Source organism: Leclercia adecarboxylata (assembly GCF_006874705.1).
Classification (GTDB): Bacteria; Pseudomonadota; Gammaproteobacteria; order Enterobacterales; family Enterobacteriaceae; genus Enterobacter; species Enterobacter adecarboxylatus_C.
Genome location: NZ_CP035382.1, coordinates 2,398,735 through 2,422,780 on the forward strand (window position 1 = coordinate 2,398,735; position 24,046 = coordinate 2,422,780).

A 24,046-nucleotide genomic window follows, 5' to 3' on the forward strand; every position below is an offset into this window, starting at 1 on the left:
CCACGAGAACCATTAACGAAGAAAAAAAGGAACGTGGATGACCAATACATCGCTGCCTGCTCGCTGGCCTGCCCCCGAAAATTTAGCGGAAGGGCGGGCTTTTGTGCTTAAAGAAGACGTCATTTTTACCCCGCTGGGGCAGGAGGGGAGCCTCTGCTGGCTCAATGCCCGCCTGCCCAGCTCCGGTGGGTCGTTTATCATCGCCACCGGGGTGAGCGATGAAGAAGAGGCCAGCGCAACGCGCCTGCTGCGCAACGAGTTTGCCCTGCGGGAGTACCTGAGCGACGACTGGGCCATCCGCCCGGTGGCCAGCACGCAGTACCACGGGCGCTTTGCACTGGTTTATGCCCCCTTTTCGTTTGTGCTGCTGACGCGAATTGTCGGCGCGCCGATGGCCTGCATCCAGAGCTTTCTTGAGCTGGCGATCCGCATCAGCCTGCCCCTGCGCCTGATGCATCTGCGCAACCTGGTGCACGGGGATATCAAGCCCGGCAATATCTTTATTCACGAGGACAACCGCTGTCGGCTGGGGGGCTTTGGCCTGTCGTCCGGCACCTCGGAAGAGATCCAGCAATCCCGGCTGGCGGTGGTGGGCGGTACTCCCGCCTACATGTCGCCGGAGCACACCACCCGCACCCATCGCTCGGTGGATAACCGCAGCGATCTCTACAGCCTCGGGGTGGTGCTCTACGAGCTGCTCACCGGCAGCCTGCCGTTTGAGCTGGGCGGCGAGGATCAGGGCAAATGGGCGCACTATCACATCGCCTCCGAGCCCCGCGCCCCTGGCGCGGTGTGTCCCGGCGTGCCCGCCATGCTGTCGACCATCGTCCTCAAGCTGCTGGCGAAAAAACCGGAGAACCGCTATCAGACCGTGGATGGCCTGATTGCCGATCTGCGTCGCTGCCAGGCGACCCTGAGCGACGACGGGGAGATCGCCGCCTTTACCCCCGGCCTGCAGGATCGCTCTCCCGCGTTTCATCTTACCGACACCCTTTACACCGCCCATCCCCAGGCGGCGGAGCTGCTTCACGCCTTTGAGCGGGTCAATCGCGATGCCATCGCCGGATTCGTGGCGATTAGCGGCCCGTCGGGGATCGGCAAATCGTCGCTGATCGCCTCGGGGCTGAAGGCCCTGCAACACCGCAGCGTGCTGCTGGCGGTGGGCAAGGTGGATCAGTTTTCCCCCACGCTGCCTTATGCGGCGCTGACCTCGGCGTTTCGTAACCTGGTGCTGCATCTGCTGGGGCTGCCGGCGGAGGAGGTGGCCCTGTGGAAGGTTCGCCTGTCCCGCGAGCTGGAGGGCTACGAAGCCTTAGCCGTCAGCCTGGTGCCGGAGCTGCGGCTGCTGCTGGATAACAAGCCGCGCTTCTCCAGCGATACCTTCTCCATCGACGCCCGGGCGCGCTTCAGCCACATGGTGCTGGCGCTGGTGAAAGCCTTCGCCAGCGCGGGCTGCCCGCTGGTGCTGCTGCTGGACGATATCCACTGGATCGACCCCGCCAGCCTGCAAATTCTGGAATACCTGCTGATCCACGCCAGCGCCGTGCCGCTGCTGATGGTGGTGGCGCACCGGGATGCCTGCTCGCTGCCGGACAGCGCCCTGCATCACCAGCTGGCGAATCTGCACCTGGCCTCGCGCAACACCACCGAGCTGCGTCCGGAGCCGCTGTCGGTGAAAGCGGTGTCGCGCTGGCTGGGGAACATCTTCCATACCCGCTCGGCCAGCACCCTCGATCTGGCCGGGCTGATCCACGAAAAAACCGGCGGCAACCCGCTGTTTGTGCATGAATTTTTCCGCCGCATCGTTGATGACGGGCTGGTGACGCACAACAAATATCAGGATAAGTGGCACTACGATCTGCACGCCATCCGCACCCGGCACTACACCGAAAACGTGGTCACGCTGGTGTTGCAGCAGCTGGAGGAGATGCCGGACGACACCCGGCGGCTGCTGGGCAGCATCGCCTGCCTCGGCGGCAGCGGCGAGCTGGAGATGGTCTGCCGGGTGGTGGCGATGTCGGTGGCGGAGATCCGCTATGCCCTGCATCCGGCGGTAACGGCGCAGCTGATCACGCTCAGCGCCGACAGCTATGCCTTTACCCATGACCGGGTTCAGGAGGCAGCCTTCGCCCTGCTGGATAATGCCGAGCGCAGCCGTCTGCACCTCACCACCGCCAGCCTGCTGGCGGAGTCGGCCCGTCAGGCGGCGGGCAACGAGATCCTGTTCCGCGCCGTGCATCACGTCACGGCGGCGCTGGACTGCATTCAGCCTGCTCCCCAGCGCCAGATGTTCCGCGAGCTGAGCCTGCTGGCGGCCCGCCGCGCCCGCCGTTCGGGGGATTACCTCTCGGCCCTGAGCTATATCCAGACCGCCCGCGCGCTGGGTAACGCCGGTGCGCTGCCGGAGAGCGCCAGCGACTTCACGCTGGACAGCGAGGAGGCCGGGTGCCAGTTCGCGCTGGGCAATCTCGATGCCACCCGCCGACTCTGCGACCGCATTCTCAGCTCCCCCGGCGGGCTGGCGGAAAAAGCGCTGGCGGCCAACCTGCTGGCCGAAGTTTATATGCGCCAGTCCGACAACCGGCTGGCGCTGGAGGCGGCCCTGAGCTGGCTGGCGGTGTTTGGCATTCACGTCAGCCGCTACCCGGAGGCCGCCGAGTGCGACGAGGCCTGGCACAGCCTGTGCAACCGCGTCGGCGATAACCCGCAGGGCCATTTTGCCGGACTGCCGCGGATGACCGACGGCGACACCGAAGCGGTGATGAATCTGCTCAACAGTGCCAGCCTGTTTGCCAGCTTTACCAGCTCGCGCCTGCATTTCATCCTGCTGTGCCGGATGATGCACCTGACCCTGGATCACGGCATTACCGGCGCGTCGGCCCCGGCGATGGCGTGGTTCGGGGTGCTGATCGGCCACCGTTACGCCGAATATCGCCTCGGCTTCCAGTACGGCACCCTGGCCCGGGAGCTGGTCAACCGCCACGGCTACGACGCCTTTGAGGCCAAAACCCTGCTGCCGCTGGATCAGCTCAGCGTCTGGACCCAGCCGCTGGGCTACACCATCGAGTGCGCCAAGGCCTGCTTCACCTCCGCCGTGACCCACGGGGACATGACGGTGGCCTGCTTTGCCGCCTGCCATCAGGTGATCAACTTCCTCACCCGGGGCGATCACCTCGACGGGGTACTGACCAGCATCGAGCGCGGGCTGGCCTTCGTGCGCAAAACCCATTACCAGGACGTGGAGGCGATCCTGCTGATGCAGCGCCACTACGTGGAGCACCTGCGCACCCCGGTGAGCGGCCACTGGAGCGCCAGCGAGGTGCTGCCGCACTCCCTGCTGCCGGTCGCCCCGGAGCAGGCCACGGAGCAGACCTCCACCATGCTGTTCTGGTTCTGGCTCTATCGCGGCATGGCCCACTTCGCCTGCGGCGAATTCCCGCAGGCGGCAGATAACCTCGCCCAGGCCGGGCGGTTTGCCTGGTCCGCCCCCGGCCATATTCATCTCCTGGATTACCATCTTTACAGCGCCCTGACGCTCTCTCAGCAGCTGACCCCGGAGACCTTTTCCGCCGACCTGCGCCGTCAGATCCACCTTCACTATGACAAAATCGCCCTCTGGGCGCGGATCAACCCGGGCACCTTTGCCGATAAAGAGGCGCTGATCTACGCCGAGATCGTGCGGCTGGACGGCATGAACAGCATCGCCCTCGAGCAGTACGAGAAGGCGGTGCGCCTGTCGCGCGACGGCGGTTTTAACCCGTTCAACGCCCTGGCCCATGAGCTGGCCGGGCGCTTCGCCCACGCCTGCGGCTACACCACCGCCGCCGATGCCCATTTCCGCGGGGCGATGACCGCCTGGGGCCGGGCCGGAGCGCGGTCCAAGGTGCGCCAGCTGGAGCTGGATTTCCCTTACCTGCTGGCCCCCGGACAGGCCAACGCCTGGGACACGGTGGCCTTTGCCCGCAACGAGGAGATCCGCGATCTGCAGAGCGTGATCAAGGCCTCGCGCGCCCTGTCGGAGGAGATCAATCTCGAACGGCTGATCGAAACCCTGATGACCATCCTGCTGGAGCGGGCCGGCGCCCAGCGCGGCTTTTTGATCCGGGTGAATGACAACAACATTCCGGAGATCGAGGCCAGCGCCAGCACCACCACCGACGGGGTGCGGGTGCAGATCCGCAAAGAGGTGCCGATGGCCACCGACATGCCGCTGACGGTGCTGGCGGCGGTGATCCGCACCGGGCAGGAGATCCACACCGGCAAGCCGGAGGAGTTCCACCCCTTCAGCCAGGACCCATATCTGGTGACCTCCGGGGCGGCGGTGATGTGCGTCCCGATGTTCAAGCAGGCGCGGCTGGTGGGGGTGCTCTATCTGGAGAACCGCCTGATGCCGGAGGTCTTTACCGTGGAACACTCCCGGGTGGTGAGCCTGCTGGGCGCGCATGCCGCCATCTCGCTGGAGACCGCCCGGCTCTATGCCGAGCTGCTGGAAGAGAACCTCCAGCGTCGTCGGGTCGAGAAAGAGCTGCGGGCCAGCCAGACTTCGCTGATGCTGGGAGAGCAGATCAGCCACACCGGCAGCTGGCGCTGGGAGCTGGAGCAGGATCTGATGTTTATGCCGGAAGAGTACGCCCGCATCCTCGGCCTGCCTGAGAAGCAGAAGATGATCTCGATGGCCGAGTTCCTGACCTTTGTGCATCCCGATGACTATCCGCGCATCAGCACCCTGGTAACCGAGAGCGTGCGCGACGGCCTGACCATGCGCGCCGAGTTCCGCATTATCCGCGCCGACGGTGCCACCCGCACCATTCTGGGGATTGGTGATCCGGTAGGCGTGGGCAGCGAAGTGAACGAGTATTACGGCATCATCACCGACATCACCACCCAGCGGACGGCGGAAGACGCGATGCGCGTGGCCCAGGCCGAGCTGGCCCGCGTGGCGCGCGCCACCACCGTCGGGCAGCTCACCTCGTCCATCGCCCATGAGATCAACCAGCCGCTGATGTCGATTGTCGCCAACGCCGGGGCCAGCCTGCGCTGGCTCAATCGCGATCCGGCCCGGCTGGACAAGGCCCGCATCGGGCTGGAGGAGATTGTCTCCGAGGGGGAGCGGGCAGGGGAGATCATCCGCAGCCTGCAATCCCTCACCCGCAGACAGGATCCGACCTTCGCCCGCATCGATCTGCACCATCTGGTGCGACACATCATCACCCTGTCGCGCAGCGAGCTGGAGCAGCGGCGCATCAGCGTCAGCTATGACCTGGCGGCGGCAGACAGCTTTATCGTGGGGGACAGCGTGCAGATCCAGCAGGTGCTGCTGAACCTGGTGATGAACGCGGTAGAGGCGATGGCGGAGATCAAGGATCGCCCAGGCAGCCTGGTGCTGTCGACGTCGAACCCGGAGCGCGGGGGCATTACTTTTGAAATGGCCGACAGCGGCACCGGCATCGGGCCGGGGATGAGCGAGCGCATCTTTGACTCGTTCTACTCCACCAAAGCCCAGGGGATGGGGGTGGGGCTGACCATCAGCTACACGATTATTGAGCGCCACCGGGGTAAGCTGACGGCCCGCAACCGCGAGCCGCACGGCTGTATCTTTGCCTTTACCCTGCCGCTGGCGACGAGCGTGGAGCCGCTCTGACGGCAGGCTTCAGGTCAGGCGCCCGGCGGCCCTGACCAGATCCGCCAGCGAGCGGGCCTGCATTTTGTCCATCACCCGTCGGCGGTGCACTTTGACGGTGATCTCACTCACCCCCAGCTCGGCGGCGATCTGCTTGTTCAGCATCCCGCTGATCGCCAGCTGTAACACCTGCTGCTCGCGCGGGGTGAGGGAGAGATGGCGCTGCCTGAGGGAGTACTGCTCGCGCAGGTGCGAGGCGTTCTCTTCCGCCTGCTTCAGCGCTGCGCTAATGGAGTCGATCAGATCGTTCGACGCCACCGGCTTGGTGAGGAACTCATACGCGCCGCCCTTCATCGCCTTCACTGACATGGGGATGGTGCCGTGGCCGGTGAGGTAGATAATCGGGATTTCGCGCCCGCTCGCCTTCAGGGTATCCGCCACCTCAAACCCGCTGATGGTGGGCATCTGCATATCGAGGATCACGCAGGAGGGCACATCTTCAAAGGTGTGTTGCAGAAAAGATTCTGCCGAAGAGAAGTCGAGGGCGTTCAGCCCGGCGGACTCCAGCAGCCCGACCACGGACCGCCTGACAGCGTGATCATCATCAACGACGTAAACAATGTGTTCCATTAATAGCCCCAATGATTCAGCCTGACAGAGATGAGAGGATTTTCGCTCAGCGTGAAAACCACCTTCCTGATGTTCAAGCGGTTATGGTGGCAGCTTTCGAACGCAACTACTCTAACACATTAATTATCATTATCATTTAACAATATGATAACTGTATGAAAGCGAGGGGTGAGTATTCAAAACCGCTTTTCACATTGGGTAAGCGTAGGTCAGAATTGGTCAAATTGTCGTCAATTGAGAAGGGGAGAGTGATAAACGCAGCGGGTTCAGGCGCCTGCCGAAAAAAGGCTAAATCATTACTCTGTATTTTTCCAGCTCAGTCACTGTTTTCGGCAAGCCCAGTTGCAGCAGGCCTTGCAAAAATTGGTCTGGGTTGAGGGGAGGATGACGCAGGTGCGATCGCTGCATTCTCACCGCCTCGAGAACCAGCGCATGGTTCAGGTCAAAAAGGTCTGATAAGAACTCATCCGGGTGGAGCGCTTCAACATCAAATTCAGCCAGGTTTCCGCCGGGAAAATCGACAAGATTGTAGGTTACAATCACTTCGGAATCCGAACGAATCGCCGCGGCGAGTACATGCCTGTCATCCTGATCCGGCAGGCTAAGGCCATCAATAATACTCTCATACCCTGATACGCAGGCGTCGCCGAAGGCTTTATTCATGAGCATTTCGGTGCGCTTCAGCTGGTCTGCGGTGATATCAGGGCGATTAATAAGCAGATTACGCTGCCATTCATCGTGTATCTGAGTAGTCCATTTGGGCTGATATAAGCCAGTCTTCCCAATGTGCATGAGAAGATCCCGCAGCATTGATGGGTATAGCACGCAGGCATCAAGAACGACGGGATAGGGTGAGTGTGTCATCAGTAAAATCCAAGCTCCTGACTTTGTTCCGCCAGCTCGCGAAGGGCTTGTATGCTTTCTGCATCACGCTGATCTTTGTACTTCATCAAGTCTGCAAAAAGAATGCGGCGATGACGGCCAGTTTTATGGAAAGGCAGCTTTCCTTCCTCCAGAAGTTTCACCATATGTGGGCGCGAAACGTTCAGGATGTTGGCAGCTTCCTGCGTCGTTAATTCAGCATGCACGGGCACAACCTGGACGGCATTGCCCGCAGCCAGTTCACCGAGGATACTCATCAGAAGCGTCAGTGAAGAGGTTGGAAGCTCTATTTGATGGGTCACATCCTGTGCATCCTGAATCGTAATTTTCTGCGTTTCCTGCTTTGTGGACAGGAACGTAGCAAGCTCCCTTTGTCCGCGTACAGCTGCCTCAATCTCCTTTGGAGCCGGTAACGTAAGGCTGTTCAGAAGTGAGTTTGTCATTTTAGTGTTCCAGTTAGTGTCGAGTTTCAGGTTTAGGGTGAGTAAAAGTACACCATAGAGAACTGTAATCGAAACAAACGAAAAACACAACAAACGAAATAAACGAAAAGCCCCGCATTGCGGAGCTTTTACTTCAGATAGTATTCAGTAGGTGATCACTCCCCCACCAGCTCAATACGGTTCCCGTCCGGATCCGCAATCACCGCCTCATAATAGCCATCGCCGGTCATCCGTGGGGCGCTCAGGAGCGTGTTGTTTAACCGCGCCTGCTCCGCCATCCGATCCACATCCGCTTTGCTACCGACGTTCAGGGCGATATGCGCCCAACCGACAAACTCCGCGTGCGGTGGTGACCCGGCCAGCGCCGGGACGGTCATCAGCTCGATGGTCGGACCGTCGCTGAGGGTCATAAAGTGCGACGCAAACCCCGGGCGGTTTTTACTCAGGTAGCGTTCGTTGCGGCGTGCGCCAAACACCGTCTCCCAGAAGTGGACCTGGGCGTCGAGGTTGTGGGTCCAGAGTGCGACATGTGCAATATTCATATTATCCCTCGCTGCGGGCGGGTTGGTTAGCGGTGACGGTTACGGACAGCGCCGCGACGACCAGCATCAGCAGCATAATGACCATAAACGCCTGGGTTAGAGAGGTGGCATGCGCCACGTAGCCGATAATCGCGGGTCCGGCGAGCACGCCGAGATAGCCCAGAGTAGTAATGGCCGGCACGGCGACCGCCTGCGGCATGCGGGTCTGACGGCCAACGGCGGAGAACATCACCGGTACGATATTGGCGCAGCCGGCACCCACCAGCACGTAGCCCAGCAGCGACAGCTGCCACAGCGGCATAAAGATCACCAGCGCAAAGCCAATAACGGCCACGATCGCGCCGCCCACCACGGCGCGCAGGGCGCCGGTGCGGGCGATCAGCTTATCGCCGGTTAAGCGGAAAATCGTCATCGCCACCGCAAAGCAGGTGAAGCCCAGCCCGCCCAGCGACTCCGGTACGCCGCGCACTTCGGTCAGGAATACCGCGCTCCAGTCCAGCACCGTCCCTTCGGCGAGGAACACCGCAAAGCAGATGGCGCCAATCAGCAGCACCACGCCGCGCGGAACAGCAAACGCCGGGCCGGAGGCGGGGTTAGCCCACGGCAGCAGCCCTTTCAGGCTGAAGGCCAGCATCAGGATAACGCTCAGGATAATAATCAGGCAGGCGACAAAGGCGCTGGCCCCGAGGGTCAGGAGCAGGGTCATCGCCCCCGCCCCCGCGATGCCGCCGACGCTGTACATGCCGTGGAAGCCGGACATCACCGGCGTGGGCGAATCGCGTTCGACAATGATCGCCTGAATGTTCATGGCGCAGTCCGTCACGCCGACGCCGACGCCGAACAGCAGCAGGGCGGCGGCCAGCAGGCGCGGATCCGGAATAATCGCCAGCAGGGGCGTGGTGAGTAGCACGAGCGCCATCGCGGTGACAATCACCCGACGGCAGCCGTAGCGGCTGGTCAGCATCCCGGTGAGCGGCATCGCGATCAGCGCCCCCATCCCCAGGCACAGCAGCAGCGAGCCGAGCGTGGCCTCGTTAACGCCGGTATTGGCTTTGGCATAGGGCACCAGCACCGCCCAGGTGGCGGTGACGTAGCCGGCAATAAAAAAGACGATCCGGGTGGCAAGCCGCTGGACGGCTCCGGTGGTCTGCTGGGTCATTTCACATCCTTATAAGGTTTCAGTGACGGGGAGGCGGGCGTTTTGTGCTGCACCTTCTCCCCGGCGCGCGCATGTGAGGTCACAGGTTCAAACAGGAAGCCGTCATGGGGTTTGGTGGCGGGTACCTGCTGACGGTAACTATCATAGTATTTCATCGTGACGCTCCGGTTTCGGGCCTGGTGGATTGACAGAGCGCGCCGTCATGCAACATTATGCGCATTGTTGCTCGATTCAAATCCAGAGAAGATAATTTATGCTCGATTATGCAGCTTTCCCGGAACAACGACAAGATCTGATCCGCCAGATCCTGCAGGAAAATGGCAGGGTAGTGTGCGCCGAACTGGCGATCCGGATGCAGGTGTCGGAACATACCATTCGCCGGGATTTACATGAGCTTAGCAAAGAGGGGTTCTGTAAGAAGGTCTACGGTGGGGCGGTGTTGCTGCTGGCGGATGCCGGAAACTTCTACAGCCGCGAGCAAAAAAATCACGCAAAAAAAATCACGATCGCGCAGAAAGCGGCAACCCTGATCAAAGCAGGCAGCTGTATTTTTATTGATACCGGCACCACCAACCTCGCACTGGCGAAGGCCCTGCCGCCGGATCTGGCGATCACCGTGGTGACCAACTCCCCGGCCATCGCCGCCGAGCTGCTGCGTCATCCTCTGTGCGAGGTGATCATCACCGGCGGACAGATCCAGCGCAGCTCCGGCGGTGCGGTGGGGGCCACGGCGGCGAGCCAGATCCAGGGGATTATTTTCGATCAGGCGTTTATCGGCGGCTGCGCGATGGATCCGGGGATGGGGCTGACCGGGTTCGACTTCGCCGACTGCGAGTTCAAAAAAGCGGTCATCGGCCAGAGCAGCCAGACCATTGTGGCGCTCACCACCGATAAAATCCCCGGGGTGGCGCGCTTTGTGGTGGCGCAAAGCAGCGAAATCGACGTGCTGGTGGTGGAGGCAGACCTGGATCAGGAGGCGATCGCCGCCTTTGAAGCCCAGGATGTGCGGATTATCTGCGCCTAACGCACCTCAAACACCACTGCCGTCCAGCTGACCCTGGTGCAGGGCGGAAACTCGGGGCAGGGGTCGATTCGGCTACAGGCCCCTGACCAGATAAAGGTGTCGTCATCAATCCGGTACCAGTGCGGATTGCCCTGTACCGCATCGCCCACCACCGCCGCCTGCACGCTGATGCGGCTCCCCGCGGGCAGCGCGTGGGCCACAGGCGCAAACACGGACGGGCTCTCTTTGCGCGTGCAGACCTCCATCAGGGTCTTCACATGGGCAGAAATGGGAAGTTCGATGAACGGGCTCATGGCAGGCCTCATAACAGTGCACTCTTTGTGATTAACGATATAAGTCGCTCTTTATCTTGCGCTCACGATAAAGCGTGAAACTGTCAGGCGGTGTCATGCGAAAGGCTGAATGCCGCAGATTTCATCCCCGCTTGACCCACGACAAGGCAGCCTGGCCCGGCCTCTTTCTATAATCAGGCCCGTTTGTCTTTTCACTGGTGCTAACCATGGCGTATCAACTCAACCTGAACTGGCCGGAATTTTTAGAAAAATACTGGCAAAAGAAACCTGTCGTTTTAAAGAACGCCCTGCCCAATTTTATCGATCCTATCAGCCCCGACGAGCTGGCAGGGCTGGCGATGGAGCCGGAAGTGGACAGTCGCCTGGTCAGCCATAAAGAGGGTAAATGGCATGCCAGCAACGGTCCGTTCGAGCACTTCGATGGCTTAGGCGAAACCGGCTGGTCGCTGCTGGCGCAGGCGGTCAACCACTGGCACGCACCGGCTGCCGAGCTGGTACGTCCGTTCCGCGTGCTGCCGGACTGGCGTCTGGACGATCTGATGATCTCCTTCTCCGTACCGGGCGGCGGCGTGGGCCCGCATATCGACCAGTACGATGTGTTTATCATCCAGGGGATGGGGAGCCGCCGCTGGCGCGTGGGGGACAAACTGCCGATGCGCCAGTTCTGCCCGCATCCGGCGCTGCTGCATGTCGATCCGTTCGAGCCGATCATCGATGAAGATCTGGCCCCGGGCGACATCCTCTACATTCCGCCTGGATTCCCGCACGACGGCTTTACCCACGAGACGGCGCTTAACTACTCGGTAGGCTTCCGTGGCCCGAACGGCCGGGATCTGATCAGCAGCTTTGCCGATTACGCCCTGGAAAACGATCTGGGTGGGGAGCACTACAGCGATCCGGATCTGACCTGTCGCGAACACCCGGGCCGGGTGGAAGAGTACGAGCTCGAGCGGCTGCGTAAGATGATGTTCGAGATGATTAGCCAGCCGGACACCTTTAAGCAGTGGTTTGGCAGCTTTATCTCCACCCCGCGCCACGAGCTGGATATCGCCCCTGCCGAGCCGGAGTATGTCCCGGAAGAGGTGCTCGACGCGCTGCTGGGCGGCGAAACCCTGACTCGCCTGAGCGGGCTGCGGGTATTGAATATCGGCGGCAGTTTCTTTATCAACAGCGAGCAGCTGGAGACGGTGGACGCGACGGCGGCGGATGCGCTGTGTCGCTACACCGAGCTGGGCCAGGTGGAGCTGGGCGCTGCCCTGCAAAACCCGGTGTTTGTGGAAGAGCTGACCGGGCTGATTAACCAGGGCTACTGGTTCTTTGACGAGTGATTATAGAAAGCCTGCGTCGGGAGTCTGGCCGACGCAGGCTAGTTACTGCAATTAATCGTCATAACCCCATCGGGTTCTCAGAGTGCGTATAAATGCATCTGCGCGTAGCGCACGCCCGTCCGGGCCGACCAGAGCGACGGAGCCTTCCGGTAAACCGAAGAGTGATTCAATCGTATTTCTGATACTTCCCACACGCGCATCGCCGCGGGCTGCTCGCAGGCGACCTTTCTTTCCGGGTGGAGTGGCGTTGACTGTATCCACATCTTCTGGAGCCTCTTCTTCAAAGTCATCCTCTCCTTCGGGCTCAGTAAGGTCGTCTTCAGCTTCTAATAGCTTCCAGTCGCCGTTCTCCATCACCCATGCGACACCGTCCTGGAGATGATAAAGCGGAGTGCCATATGACGAGGGAATCTCATCACTAAAACGAGATTCACTCTCTTTTTTATAGCGAACGGCATCGCCAAACGCGTTCAGAATCTCTTCTTTACCGTCCACAATCAAAAAAACAGACCAACAATGGCGCATAAAATTTACGCTGGCGGTCATGTACTGGTAAATCGTGCAGCGCGGGTGGGGTGAACAGCGAGCCAGTGCAGAAAGCACAGGGCCGACGAAATCGTTAAGTGATATGCCCGATTTATCCAGCATGTCCATATCAATTTCGATGGTGGGCAGTGCCCCTTTGCTGGTTTGTAATTTAAGTAATGTCACTGTATGCAGCTCCTTTTTTCTTCGCGTTGTTAGTGCCGGTAGAGCAGAACATTTATCATCATATTTTTATGATGAAGGATATTTTTCACTGCCAGGGGACCCCAATGGTCGTAACTCATCATGAACACCTGCTTCAGGCTTTCGACGCTTGTACTCTCCTCGTAGTGCTCTTTTTTTGCTAAAGGAGAATAGTTGCTTAACTTTGAATTATTGCTGTGGCTGATAAGACAAAGATTGCCAAAATTATCGACGCCTTCGCTTAAATCTTTAGATTTTTCAAGCGGCAGCGCATTGCCCTGAGGATGCTGTGGCCAGTAATGTTCCACTGAGGTTCTGAAGGTAAACGCGAAGCCCTCAAGCCTCTTCTGGATATATGCCATATTCACGCCAGAAAAAGATCGTTTATTTTTAAGGTTTAACCACAGCAGATAATCAAGGCGGTTAAAGATATAGTTTTGTACTGCGGTGCCTCTGTGCAGCGGGGCTTCGTCGAGGGTCGCGGGGAAGCAGGTAGGCGCATTTTCCAACACGTCGAAGCGATAGGTATGCTCGTTTGCAGTGCCCATTAATCGCTCGAGCAAGAAATGATTTGCTAAATTTTCCAGATAATTGAGATAGTCCCGACCATTCACATTGAGCTGGTCGGGAGCTGCGTATTTATTCAGCCAAAATAATGCGCCGTTTAACCAGTGTTTGTAGATTTGCGCCGGAAACGAAACGTGGAACATGGATAACAACATGATCAGATTGTCATTAAGGGGAATATTTTGCTCACGTACTGACGCTTTTTCCGGCGAGGGGAAGGCGCTTTTATAACTGAAGCTTTTTTGATAGCGCGTCAGAGCTTGCAGGCTCCAGGCATTATCATGCTTGCGCTTAATAATATAGTTATCAAATAGCATCCGGCATCTTAATAACTGCATTATAAATTGCCGGGGATCAGGGTTGTTTGCGATGAACGTATCCAGCAGGCGCTTATCGTCCAGAGGAGTGTCGGGCCACGTAAGACGGAGCACCTGCAACAGAAAATTGGGGAAAGTAATGACCGAACCAAAGGTGCCAGGATGTTCTTCATCAGATTCGTGTTTACTGGCAGGCTCCGGGAGATTGCCCCTTGGGTGGAAGATAATATCGTGCAGGGTACGGTTTTCGTCGTTTTTATCGCGCTCCAGGCGTGGGGACTGGAGGGTGTCAAAATCTTGCGGGATCCTATCCCAGTTGTGGCCAAACCACTGATCCCGCAGCGAGTGATGCACACCTAATTGCACATAACGTTGCATATTGGCGCAGGCATCCCAGAGGATAGAAAACACGGCGCGTTCACTATTGCTGGCACTTTCCCCCAATTTGTCCATCAACCGGGCTTTGAGGATTTCGTGTTTTTCTAACTGCTCCCCACGGTTATTCATAATCTCAAAATAATGATTCAAATCGGTATCAGCAGGAACAGTTACACGTAAAACGACGACGTTTTCCAGGAGAAAGCGAAGGAAGGCCTGCCGATCGATATCTTTTTTGGCAATGAAACTCACCATAATGCGCCAGGCTTGAGCGATCATGGGTTCCACATTCTTTTCATCGGCGGGAATGTCACCCATTTCAAACAAGCTCTTCAACGTCGCATCTGATTCGTCCCGGCAGTCAAAATGAAGATTAAGTTTCACAATGTCGGGTAAGCGTAAATAAAACGCATTTTTCATCACCGCAAGCAAAATGCTGAGCGTGGTATATCGTTGCTGCCCATCGATCGTTTCAAAACGGCCAGCACCTTTTTCCGCAACGACCAGACTACCAATAAAATACTGGTTATCTCCCCGGTTTATCTGGGCAACATCCCATATATCCTGAATTAATTGCTCAATCTCTTCCTGGCCCCATGCGTAATTACGTTGATAAATCGGTATCGTATAATGACCATTTCGGAAGAGTTGGCCAACCGTCAGCGCCGCCACGTACTTTTGCGCAGATGAGTTATCTAACATAGCCTTTCTCTTTTAATGTACTGGTAAGAAGATCAACTTTCGTTCCTTTAATATCATCGATATAGATGATGGGAACGAGGTAATTGAGAACATCGCCTGGCTGATGTGCCAGCTTTATCCTGCGTAGCAACCCCTGTGAACTAAGAGCTGCATTCTCGATCGTTTCCACCGTTATACGGTGATGCTGGAGGCGAAGCCGGTAGCTCCATGCAAAACAAACTTCAGCGACTTTTTCGAGTTCTTCATCGCCAAACCTGTCGTGATAGTAGAACAACGCACAGTTGAACAGGTTACGCACATAGCGATCGCCGATGCGGGTGGCACCTTCATACCGGGTCAGAATGTTCAGCAGGGCATTAACAGGGGAGGATTGAGGGTGAAACAGCGATTCATACAGCGAACCGTAATGATCTATATATTCAAAAAAGCGTTTCCCATTAATCAGGTACTGATCGATCTGGAAGGGAAACAGCATTTTCTCCCCATTTATCTGGCGTTGGGGATCCCGGTTAAAGTCATCCATCAGCTTGTCTAATGTGACCAGGTTTGTCGCGTAGCGCCAGCTATTCTTGTTGGCAGAAACCCCTTTAAAAATATGGATCTGACTTTTTGTCAGAGCGTGGCCAGGCTCACCATTTGCCCAGCATCGTAGGGGGTAAAGGGTTTTACTCATTAACTGATCGAGGTTTGGACGAGCAAAGCGATCCTTTTTAGGTTTGACATCGTTTTCCCAGGTTTTGACGCAACGCTGCCGTTCTTCTGGGGTGTTTTCATCCATCTCTCGTAAATGAAAGGCCTTAAGCAGATCGTAGGCTTCAAGCGGTTTGCCACGAGCATTTTGCGAATCGAAGAACTGAAATGCTTCGCTGAGATTATCTAATGTCACGCAGATCAGTTCGCAACTGTGAAGGAGATAATGATAAATACTCTTTTGATCTTCGGTGGATACCTGGCTCAGACGACGACGAATAAGCTCGACATTTTTTTCGACATTATGCTGTGTAATGCTGTTATTGAAGGCGTGGCGCAGTAGTGAAGGTGAACAATACTCTTGTTTTTCATCAAGCAGTGCGCACAGGAGGCTCAAAGTCAGTAACCGTTGCTGACCATCAACGATCTCTTCTGCTGGACTGTTGTGCCTGTTTTTATACGACACAATGGTTCCTAGCCGGTACCGTGATTGATGTCGGTGCTGAATGATATCTTCAAGGAGTTGATTTACGTGAAACTCACGCCACTTATAGGGGCGCTGGTAATCAGGGATAGAAAGAGATTTTTCCAGAGCCTCTTTTACCGTGACTATATTTTTACTCAGAATGGCCATAGTAATAACTGTAAGGAAATAGTGGAAGGAAGGGTTTTTTTGATAGTCTAATAGATATCATAAAGAAGATAAATCTACTGATTTTTATAGCGTTTTTGAAGGTGACATCACATCAGGTTTTTTTTTCATTCTCAACTATTTCGGTTTCGCATGATCTTATTAATTCTATAAAACAGATAGCTATTGATATGTTCGGGGAAGGTTAAAACTGAGGCGTTTATGCTCTGCACGGATTGATTTATGAACAGCGCCCTAACGTCGAAAATATACACAAAACGTTTCTTCGATATCGACTGTTTTATCGGCTTCTGCACGCGCTATGGCATTGACTACCGCCTCCCGCTGATAGTTGTGCGGCGCGGGGCCGAAGCCCCACGCCGTCATCTTTACGCCGCGAGGATGTGACAGGCTTTCCAGTAATCAAGAAGGCGCTCGTCATTAGGTTCTCGCTCGGCTTTACTTTTCATGGCCCGTGCCAGATTCTCTCTCGACACCTCCTGGCCTTTTTGTACAACATCTAAAACCGCTTCACCAAGAGCCAGGGATATTTCGGTACGATTGGCTTCTACCATATATGCCTCCGTGTTGAGTGCGTCAGGGTAATTATGCGGCATAACACCGGGTCTGGAATATTTCTCAGTCCATTCTTATATATTTCACTCAGGGCATAAACATGCAGCGGGAATAATGTTTCGAAATGCTAATGAAGCGGTAAATAACGGATTTATGGTCTACAGTTAGTTTCGTATCACAACGCGCAAACACATGATGAGGAGAATTAACCATGGTAAACAAGAGTGAAATCAAGGAACATGCTCCGGTTGTTGCAAGCTGCGGTCACCATGTCGGCACGGTTGACCATCTTGACGGCGAGCGTATTAAGCTGGCAAAAAACGATTCCGAATCTGGCGGCAAACACCATTATATCCCGCTGGAATGGGTCGATAAAATTGACGGCAATAAAGTGGTGCTGAATAAAAATCATGAAGAGACGTTTGCCAGCTGGCAAGAGGCGTAATTCTCTGACGATCCACTTTATTAATATTTGGCTCTGGCGTTTCGCCGGAGCTTAATATTGATGCTAAGGCGGCAATTTTACCTGCATTGCCGCCGCGCTAAAGGAGTGATACTGTTTTATTTTTAATAGCTTCCTCCAGGCGCAGGCATGTCCAACACAAGGCTCCATAATCCGACCGCTGCAACGAAAAAAACCTTTTCCGTGGCAGACTTCAAGGTATTTGGCGAGCGCTACGGCATTGACTACCGCTTTCCCCTGCTGACCGATACCTGTGCCAACACCAGCCCCGTGCTGCACGGTGATGTCGAAGAGATGACCCTCCCGTCCGGCATTTCGTTAACCCATTCCGACGTGCGCGTGCTGCAACCCTATGAAACCACCTCCCGTCACAGCAGCCCTTTGTACGTGCTGGTGGTGCTGGAAGGCTGTGTGACCCTGACCCTCAGCGGCGAAGTTTACGCAGTACGGCCCGGGATGGCGTTCAGCGCCAGGCTGAGCGAGCAGCAGGCGATGTCTGCCCGTCATGACGCCGATATCGCCCTGAAAACCCTCTCCTTTGGCGTTTACCCCGACGATGCCCGCCGCGAAAGCCTGCTCGCCTCCCTGCTGGATCAGTGGGAGAAGCTCAACGCGCCCACCTTTGTCTGGCAGGTGCCGGATTTTGTGCTGGCCGGTATTCAGCATGCCCGACAGCGCGAGCGAAGCAGCCTGTCGCGCCAGCTGTTGCTGGAAGGGGTGATGTATCAGCTGCTGGGCCATGGCCTGCATCTGCGTGAGCAGCAGGGCACGGCACTGGCGGGCGCGTCCGGCGGGGAGCACGCCCGGCTGGAGCAGATCCGCCACCTGCTGGCACAGGCTCCGGAGCAGGACTACACCCTCGCCCAGCTGGCGGCCCGGGCGGCGATGAGCCCCAGCAGCCTGCGCAGCAAGTTCCGCCAGGCCTACGGCTGCACGGTGTTCGACTACCTGCGCGACTGCCGTCTCGGACTGGCGCGTCGCTATCTGCTGGAAGGCCACAGCGTACAGCAGGCGGCATGGATGTCGGGCTATCAGCACGCCACCAACTTCGCCACCGCATTTCGTCGTCGCTACGGCGTCTGCCCCGGCGCTGTGCGCAGCGACCGTTAATCCGCTTTTCCCCGATCGCCAACGCCATTTGTGCGGTTTGGCATTGCGCATACGTACTCTGGCGGCGCGCATAGCTATCTTAGAAATGAAAAAGGTAATAATTCTTATTAACAATTAGAAATGCCTTTGGAGATTTTTCATGTTCGCTAAAACGCGGCTGGCACTGCTGGTGGGATGGGTTACCGGGAGCGTCGCGCTCCCCCTGATGGCGCAGGAGACGCCGAAAACCGAAACCGTTGTTGTCACCTCGCAGATGCAGAGCGGTGCCACCAAGCTGGCGACCCCGGATATCGAAACCCCGCAGGCGGTGTCGATCGTCACCCGCGAGCAGTTTGAAGAGCAGGGCGCCACCAGCGTTCGCCAGGCGGTGAGCTACACCCCGGGCGTCTACAGCAATCAGATTGGCGCCTCAAACCGCTTCGACTATATCGTGCTGCGCGGCTTCTCCGACGGCAGCCTGGATAACGTCTATCTCGACGGCCTGAAGATGATGGGCGACACCAACTCCCACAGCTCGCTGGTGGTTGACCCCTGGTTCCTGGAAAATATCGAAGTGGTGCGCGGCCCGGCCTCGGTGCTGTATGGCCGTTCCTCACCGGGCGGGATCGTGGCGCTTACCTCGCGTAAACCCTCGTTCGATCCGGGCGGCGAGATCAAGCTGTTCGCCGGGAATAACGATCAGCGCGGGGCGATGTTTGACGTTACCGGCGCGCTGGACGACAACGACCGCGTGGCGGCCCGTCTGAGCGGCATGACCCGCTACGCCGACTCCCAGTTTGATCCCCTGAAGGAAGAGCGTTACGCCCTGATGCCGAGCCTGACCTGGCGCATCACCGACAACACCCGTCTGGATCTGATGGCCTATCTGCACCGCGATCCCGAGGGCGGCAGCCACTCCGGCCTGCCGTACGACGGCACCGTGGTCCCGCACGATGGCAAGACGATCTCCAACACCTTCTTCGAAGGTGAGGACGATTACGACAAGTACGATCGTCGCGAGGAGATGGTCGGCTACAACATCGAGCACATGTTTGACAGCGGCTGGTCGGTGCGCCAGAAGCTGCGCTATCTGCATACCAAAGTGGAGCTGAATCAGGTCTATGCCGCCGGCTGGCTGAACGAAACCGAGCTTAACCGCGGCTACTCCGGCTCCGACGAGAAGATGGATGCCATCACCCTCGATAACCAGATCGACGGCAGCTTCGATACCTGGGCGGTGAACCACCGGGTGCTGATCGGCCTCGATTATCAGGATCGCAGCAACAATACCACCGGCTACTACGGCGGCTTCCCGCCGATCGACGCTTTCCACCCGGTGTACGGCGCGAAGCCGGACTACATCACCATGTACAGCCAGGAGAAGCACAAGCTGCGGCAGACCGGCTACTACCTGCAGGATCAGCTCTCGCTGGACAACTGGCGTCTGACCCTGGGCGGGCGCTACGATCAGGTGAGCGTCTCGAATATCGACAAGCTCAACGATACCCGCAGCGATCTGGACAAGAACAACTTCAGCAGCCGCGCGGCGCTGTTGTACCTGTTTGATAACGGCATCGCGCCGTACGTCAGCTACTCCACCGCCTTTACGCCGACCAGCTTTGCCGATGCCAACGGCGATCTGCTGGATCCGATGGAAGGCAAGCAGTGGGAAGCAGGGGTGAAGTTTGAGCCGGAAGGGATGAACAGCCAGTTCAGCGCCTCGGTGTTCCGCATTAACCAGAAAAACATCGCCACCAAAGAGGAGCCGACCGATCCGTACCGCTCTATCGGTGAGATCGAATCTGAAGGGGTGGAGCTGGAAGCGGTGGGGCAGCTGACCGACAGCCTGCGCCTGCAGGCGGCCTATACCTATACCGACATCCGCTACAAGAAGAGCAGCCCGGAGGAAGAGGGCAAGCGTGCGGTCTATGCGCCGCGCAATATGGCCAGCGGCTGGCTCAGCTATGACGTCAAAACCGGGCCGCTCGACGGCCTGACGGTGGGCTCCGGCGTGCGTTACGTCAACGGCGTGACCAGCGATCGCATGAACACCCACACGCTGCCGTCCTACACGCTGGTGGATCTGGCGGTAGGCTATGACCTGTCGAAGGTGGGGCTGACCGGAGTGAGCGCCCAGCTGAACGTCAACAACCTGACGGACGAAAGCTACGTGGCGGCCTGTAACTCACTCTCATACTGCTACTTTGGTGCCGAACGCAGCATTGTTGGCAGCGTGTCGTGGAAGTTCTGAGTCGTTAGCATTGCCCGGTGGCGCTACGCTTACCGGGCCTACGGGACTATCCCCTCTCCCCTTTGGGGAGAGGGTCAGGGTGAGGGGAAGAGACCGCACTATTCCTCCATCGCAATATGAATCGCCTCGCCCATCTTCTTCAACGCCTCACGGTTCTTCTCATTCGGCGGTAACGCCACGTTGATCCGCAGGCAGTTACGATACTTCCCTGACGCCGAAAACAGCGACCCCGCCGCGGCCTGGATCTTCAGGCGACTCAGCTGCTTGCTGACGCACACCATATCCACCTTCTCCGGCAGCTCCACCCACAGCAGGAAACTGCCCTGCGGGCGCGTGACGCAGATCTCCGCCGGGAAATACTGCCGCACCCAGCAGGTGTAACGCTCCATATTCTGCTGATAAATCTGGCGCATACGCCGCACGTGGCGATGGTAGTGTCCGTCGCGGATAAACGCCGCCACCGCCATCTGCGTGCCGGGCACGTTAAACCCGCCCGCGGCATATTTCATGTGCATCACCCGGTCGTAATACCGCCCCGGCACAATCCAGCCGACGCGCAGCCCGGGGGCCACGGTTTTGGTAAAGGAGCTGCACAGCAGCACGCGACCGTCGATATCAAAGGAGTGGATGGTGCGCGGGCGCGGGTACTCCGCCGCCAGCTCGCCGTAAATATCATCCTCCACGATGACGATATCGTGGCGCTGGGCAAGGGCCAGCACCTGGCGTTTGCGCGCCTCCGGCATGATAAACCCGAGCGGGTTATTGCAGTTGGGCACCAGGATCACCGCTTTGATCGGCCACTGCTCGAGCGCCAGCTCCAGGGCTTCAATGCTGATCCCGGTTTGCGGATCGGTGGGGATCTCGATCGCCTTGATGTTAAACCCGCGCAGCATCTGCATGGTGCCGTGGAACGACGGCGATTCTACCGCCACGATATCCCCCGGCTGGCACACTGAAAGCAGCGCCAGCGACAGCGCCCCGTGGCAGCCGTTGGTGATCACAATTTCGTTCGCCGCCACCGTCGAGCCGCCGTCCAGCAACAGGCGGGCGATCTGCTCGCGCAGCTCCTGCCGCCCCTCCAGCACGTCGTAACTTAGCATCTCCCCGGGATGGTGCTGGGCAATGCGGCTCATCTCGCGCCACAGCGGCTTCAGGCTCGGCTGGTTCAGATCCGGCGAGCCGCCGCCAAAAGAGATCATCTCCTTATCGGCGCGGGCATCGAGGAGCATCATCACCTCATCCCACTGGGTCACCTCTACCGGACGCTGCACCGGGCGGGTCATCGCCGGGACGGGCGGCTGCGCTTTGCGCGAGGAGACGAAGTAGCCGGAGCGCGGCTGGGGGGTGATCAGCTGTAAATTTTCGAGGATCTGATAGGCCTGCTGGATGGTGCTGATGCTGACTCCGTGCTCCTGGCTCAGCGCGCGCACCGAGGGTAAACGCTCCCCGCTGCGATACAGTCCTTGTTCAATGCGTTGCGCCAGGAGATTGGCCAGATGTTGGTAGCGCGTCATGCTGTATCCTTGGTTGTCACCATACAGATCTAAAAACCAGTACAGAGTGCCGCGAAAAACGGCATTCAGATACTGTTTTAGCGGATCTGTATGTTAAACAAAAGTTGTTTTTGAATCTGTATTGCAGGCCCCGATTTCCGTGATGATAACTCCACAGACACGATGAGGAGCGCATCATGGAATTTTACGAAAACCGGGCCAAACGGCCGTTTGCGGTGTTTATCTGGATCGGGCGGGCAGTGAAAAAATGGTATCGCGTTAACCGCACGCGCCGCATTCTGAGCCAGATGAGCGATGAGCAGCTCAAGGATGTCGGGCTGTCGCGATTTGATATGTAGGGTATTGCCCGGTGGCGCTGCGCTTATCGGGCCTGGAAGGGCACGAACCGTAGGCCGGGTAAGGCGTAGCCGCCACCCGGCATAAAGGCCTCACTCTACGGTGGATTTCCCGGTGTTCTCTGCGATACGGCGTAGATATTCGTTATTTTTAAACGCTACCATGATCAGCTCGAACATCACGCGGGTGCCGATCAGGCTGAACACCATGCCGAAAAATCCGGCGAACAGATGCTCGGTAAACATGGAGTAGAGCCCGCCGATGAAGATAAACAGCATGGCGATCCAGTAGAAAAAGACCAGCACGCGCGGCGTTAACAGATAGTCGAATCCCAGTAGTGATTTCATTTTTCTTGTCCTTAGAAGTTTTATTTTGCGCGTTGATTATAAAGGCAGTGGCGGTAATTCATACCTTAATGATTATCTGGAAACGGCTTTTTGTGGTGCAAAATCAGGGAGTTGTTATTTCAGAAGATCGCAGGTTTGGCTTTTTGGCCGCGTGAGTAGCGCAACGGCCTCTTCATAGCTGCGCACGTTGTTATACCCCATCACCAGCCCGTAACGTTTATCCGACCCGCTGTACCACGCCGACAGGGCATTCACCTGCAACTGCTGCTGTTGCCAGCAGTGGGCGATCGCCTGGTCGCAGCTGCCTGTGGTTAGAAACGCCACGATATGCATCCCGCCGTCGTTCTGCTCGGTGAAGAATCGATCCCCGTAGACCTCGTGCAGGGCGGCAATCATCCAGTCGCGGCGCTGCTGATAGAGGGCGCGCATCTTTTTCAGATGGCGGAAGAAGTGGCCCTCGTTGAGGAAGGCGGTGAGGATCTTTTGCGTCAGCACCGGCTGGCCGCTGGCAAGCAGATCGGCGCAATCGTTGAAAGCTGATACCGTGCTGGCGGGCATCACCACGTAGCCGAGGCGCAGGGACGGCATCACGGTTTTGCTGAAGGTGCCCATGTAGATCACCCGATCCTGACGATCGAGGCTTTTCAGTGACGGCAGCACCTTACGGGTGTAGTGAAACTCGCCGTCGTAGTCATCTTCAATGATCCAGGCATCGTTCTGCCCGGCCCAGTCGAGCAGCTGCTGTCTACGGGGCAGCGACAGCGTGACCGCCAGCGGGCTCTGGTGCGACGGGGTAACGATAACGAACCGGGCGTCGGGGTGGTGGCGCAGCAGATACCCGGTGTCCATGCCTGAACGATCCACCGGCACGGTGTGCAGGCGCGGCACGATCCGCCGGAGCAGCTGCTGGCCCATAAAATAGCCCGGATCTTCAAATACCACCTTATCGTTACGGCTGGCGAGGGTGTCGAGGATCAGCCGCAGGCTGCCGCTGTAGCCGCTGGTGATCAGCACCTGCTCTGGCGTGCAGGACAAGCCGCGCGAAATGTTGAGGTAGCTGGCGATCGCCTGGCGCAGGGGAGACCAGCCCATCACCGGCGGGTTGAGCATCTCCTCCTGACGCATGGCGCGCACCGCATGGCCCGCCAGCAGCAGCCATTTCTTATACGGGAAGCTGTCCAGCGCCGGGATGCCGGGGCGCAAAAAGCCCGCCCGTTCCCGCTGGCTGACCAACGATTCCGGCAGCTGGCCGGTAAGCGGATCGTCGGGCGGCGGGGGCGTGACGGGAAGAGTGAGATCCGGGTTCACCCGCGTGCCGCGCGCGCCCTGGCTCACCAGATAGCCCTCGCCGGTCAGAATGGCGTAGGCGGTTTCAACCGTTTTGCGCGCCACCTTCAGCTCTTCCGCCAGCACGCGGATGGCAGGCACCTTGTCGCCGGGCTTGAGGACGCCGCGGGTGATGTTGTCCCGATAGCGGGTATAAATTTCATGATAGCCCGGCTTCATGTCCTACCTCGTTTCGCGCTTTTTGTATC

General features: G+C 57.9%; 20 protein-coding genes and 1 pseudogene. 7 read left to right on the forward strand and 14 right to left on the reverse strand.

Annotation, left to right across the window (positions count from 1 at the left end; genetic code table 11):
* The first annotated feature begins 37 nt into the window (after nt 1–37).
* The gene (locus ES815_RS12425; RefSeq protein ID WP_142488061.1) at nt 38–5,641 is read left to right on the forward strand and encodes an ATP-binding sensor histidine kinase; all 5,604 of its coding nucleotides are present in this window, start codon (nt 38–40) and stop codon (nt 5,639–5,641) included.
* A gap of 9 nt (nt 5,642–5,650) precedes the next feature.
* Here ES815_RS12425 and ES815_RS12430 read toward each other — a convergent pair whose 3' ends face one another.
* From ES815_RS12430 to ES815_RS23755, 6 genes are all read right to left on the reverse strand, one after another.
* Entirely contained in the window at nt 5,651–6,250 is a 600-nt protein-coding gene (locus ES815_RS12430) for a response regulator transcription factor (protein ID WP_142488062.1), read from the reverse strand.
* A gap of 288 nt (nt 6,251–6,538) precedes the next feature.
* On the reverse strand, nt 6,539–7,042 hold the full coding sequence (locus tag ES815_RS12435; RefSeq protein ID WP_231313182.1) for a PIN domain-containing protein: 504 nt from the start codon (nt 7,040–7,042) through the stop codon (nt 6,539–6,541).
* A 71-nt stretch (nt 7,043–7,113) separates the two neighbouring features.
* A complete protein-coding gene (locus ES815_RS12440; protein WP_106995644.1) occupies nt 7,114–7,575 on the reverse strand; it encodes a helix-turn-helix domain-containing protein in 462 nt (153 codons plus the stop codon).
* A gap of 155 nt (nt 7,576–7,730) precedes the next feature.
* Nucleotides 7,731–8,117, reverse strand: a complete 387-nt coding sequence (locus tag ES815_RS12445; RefSeq protein ID WP_142488064.1) for a VOC family protein — start codon at nt 8,115–8,117, stop codon at nt 7,731–7,733.
* 1 nt (nt 8,118) lies between these two features.
* Nucleotides 8,119–9,276, reverse strand: coding sequence for an MFS transporter (locus ES815_RS12450; protein WP_142488065.1), 1,158 nt, complete (start codon nt 9,274–9,276; stop codon nt 8,119–8,121).
* Nucleotides 9,273–9,431: a hypothetical protein gene (locus ES815_RS23755; RefSeq protein WP_156262813.1), complete on the reverse strand. Its 159-nt coding sequence runs from the start codon at nt 9,429–9,431 to the stop codon at nt 9,273–9,275. Before ES815_RS23755 ends, ES815_RS12450 begins: the two co-directional genes overlap by 4 nt.
* 98 nt (nt 9,432–9,529) lie before the next feature.
* Between ES815_RS23755 and ES815_RS12455 the strand changes: the two genes are divergently transcribed.
* Nucleotides 9,530–10,300 carry a DeoR/GlpR family DNA-binding transcription regulator gene (locus ES815_RS12455; RefSeq protein WP_142488066.1) on the forward strand — a complete coding sequence of 257 codons (771 nt, stop codon included), beginning with the start codon at nt 9,530–9,532 and terminating at the stop codon, nt 10,298–10,300.
* Here the strand turns inward: ES815_RS12455 and ES815_RS12460 are convergent.
* Nucleotides 10,297–10,593, reverse strand: coding sequence for an SH3 domain-containing protein (locus tag ES815_RS12460; RefSeq protein ID WP_142488067.1), 297 nt, complete (start codon nt 10,591–10,593; stop codon nt 10,297–10,299). The two genes, ES815_RS12455 and ES815_RS12460, sit on opposite strands and share 4 nt — an antisense overlap.
* 206 nt (nt 10,594–10,799) lie before the next feature.
* Here ES815_RS12460 and ES815_RS12465 point away from each other — a divergent pair, with 206 nt between their 5' ends.
* Entirely contained in the window at nt 10,800–11,921 is a 1,122-nt protein-coding gene (locus ES815_RS12465; protein ID WP_142488068.1) for a cupin domain-containing protein, read from the forward strand.
* 51 nt (nt 11,922–11,972) lie between these two features.
* Here ES815_RS12465 and ES815_RS12470 read toward each other — a convergent pair whose 3' ends face one another.
* The 4 genes from ES815_RS12470 to ES815_RS12485 form a co-directional block, all read right to left on the reverse strand.
* On the reverse strand, nt 11,973–12,632 hold the full coding sequence (locus tag ES815_RS12470) for a hypothetical protein (protein ID WP_142488069.1): 660 nt from the start codon (nt 12,630–12,632) through the stop codon (nt 11,973–11,975).
* A gap of 29 nt (nt 12,633–12,661) precedes the next feature.
* Nucleotides 12,662–14,614, reverse strand: a complete 1,953-nt coding sequence (locus ES815_RS12475; RefSeq protein WP_142488070.1) for a DUF262 domain-containing protein — start codon at nt 14,612–14,614, stop codon at nt 12,662–12,664.
* A complete protein-coding gene (locus tag ES815_RS12480) occupies nt 14,604–15,938 on the reverse strand; it encodes a DUF262 domain-containing protein (RefSeq protein WP_142488071.1) in 1,335 nt (444 codons plus the stop codon). Before ES815_RS12480 ends, ES815_RS12475 begins: the two co-directional genes overlap by 11 nt.
* A 386-nt stretch (nt 15,939–16,324) precedes the next feature.
* A complete protein-coding gene (locus ES815_RS12485; RefSeq protein ID WP_142488072.1) occupies nt 16,325–16,510 on the reverse strand; it encodes a DUF2767 domain-containing protein in 186 nt (61 codons plus the stop codon).
* Between the two features lie 212 nt (nt 16,511–16,722).
* Between ES815_RS12485 and ES815_RS12490 the strand changes: the two genes are divergently transcribed.
* The 3 genes and pseudogenes from ES815_RS12490 to foxA all read left to right on the forward strand — a co-directional run bounded on the left by ES815_RS12490 (nt 16,723) and on the right by foxA (nt 20,314).
* Entirely contained in the window at nt 16,723–16,956 is a 234-nt protein-coding gene (locus ES815_RS12490; RefSeq protein ID WP_106995659.1) for a DUF2171 domain-containing protein, read from the forward strand.
* Nucleotides 16,957–17,103: 147 nt separating this feature from the next.
* Nucleotides 17,104–18,084 carry a helix-turn-helix domain-containing protein gene (locus tag ES815_RS12495; RefSeq protein ID WP_142488073.1) on the forward strand — a complete coding sequence of 327 codons (981 nt, stop codon included), beginning with the start codon at nt 17,104–17,106 and terminating at the stop codon, nt 18,082–18,084.
* A gap of 120 nt (nt 18,085–18,204) precedes the next feature.
* Nucleotides 18,205–20,314, forward strand: a pseudogene (gene foxA / locus ES815_RS12500) (ferrioxamine B receptor FoxA).
* A gap of 98 nt (nt 20,315–20,412) precedes the next feature.
* Here the strand turns inward: foxA and ES815_RS12505 are convergent.
* Nucleotides 20,413–21,828: a PLP-dependent aminotransferase family protein gene (locus tag ES815_RS12505; RefSeq protein ID WP_142488075.1), complete on the reverse strand. Its 1,416-nt coding sequence runs from the start codon at nt 21,826–21,828 to the stop codon at nt 20,413–20,415.
* A gap of 176 nt (nt 21,829–22,004) precedes the next feature.
* On the opposite strand from ES815_RS12505, the gene ES815_RS12510 reads away from it, so the two are divergent.
* Nucleotides 22,005–22,166, forward strand: a complete 162-nt coding sequence (locus ES815_RS12510) for a DUF1127 domain-containing protein (protein WP_142488076.1) — start codon at nt 22,005–22,007, stop codon at nt 22,164–22,166.
* A gap of 90 nt (nt 22,167–22,256) precedes the next feature.
* Here the strand turns inward: ES815_RS12510 and ES815_RS12515 are convergent, their stop codons facing one another.
* A complete protein-coding gene (locus ES815_RS12515; RefSeq protein ID WP_142488077.1) occupies nt 22,257–22,511 on the reverse strand; it encodes a DUF4282 domain-containing protein in 255 nt (84 codons plus the stop codon).
* A 114-nt stretch (nt 22,512–22,625) separates the two neighbouring features.
* The gene (locus ES815_RS12520) at nt 22,626–24,017 is read right to left on the reverse strand and encodes a PLP-dependent aminotransferase family protein (RefSeq protein WP_142488078.1); all 1,392 of its coding nucleotides are present in this window, start codon (nt 24,015–24,017) and stop codon (nt 22,626–22,628) included.
* Nucleotides 24,018–24,046 lie beyond the last annotated feature (29 nt).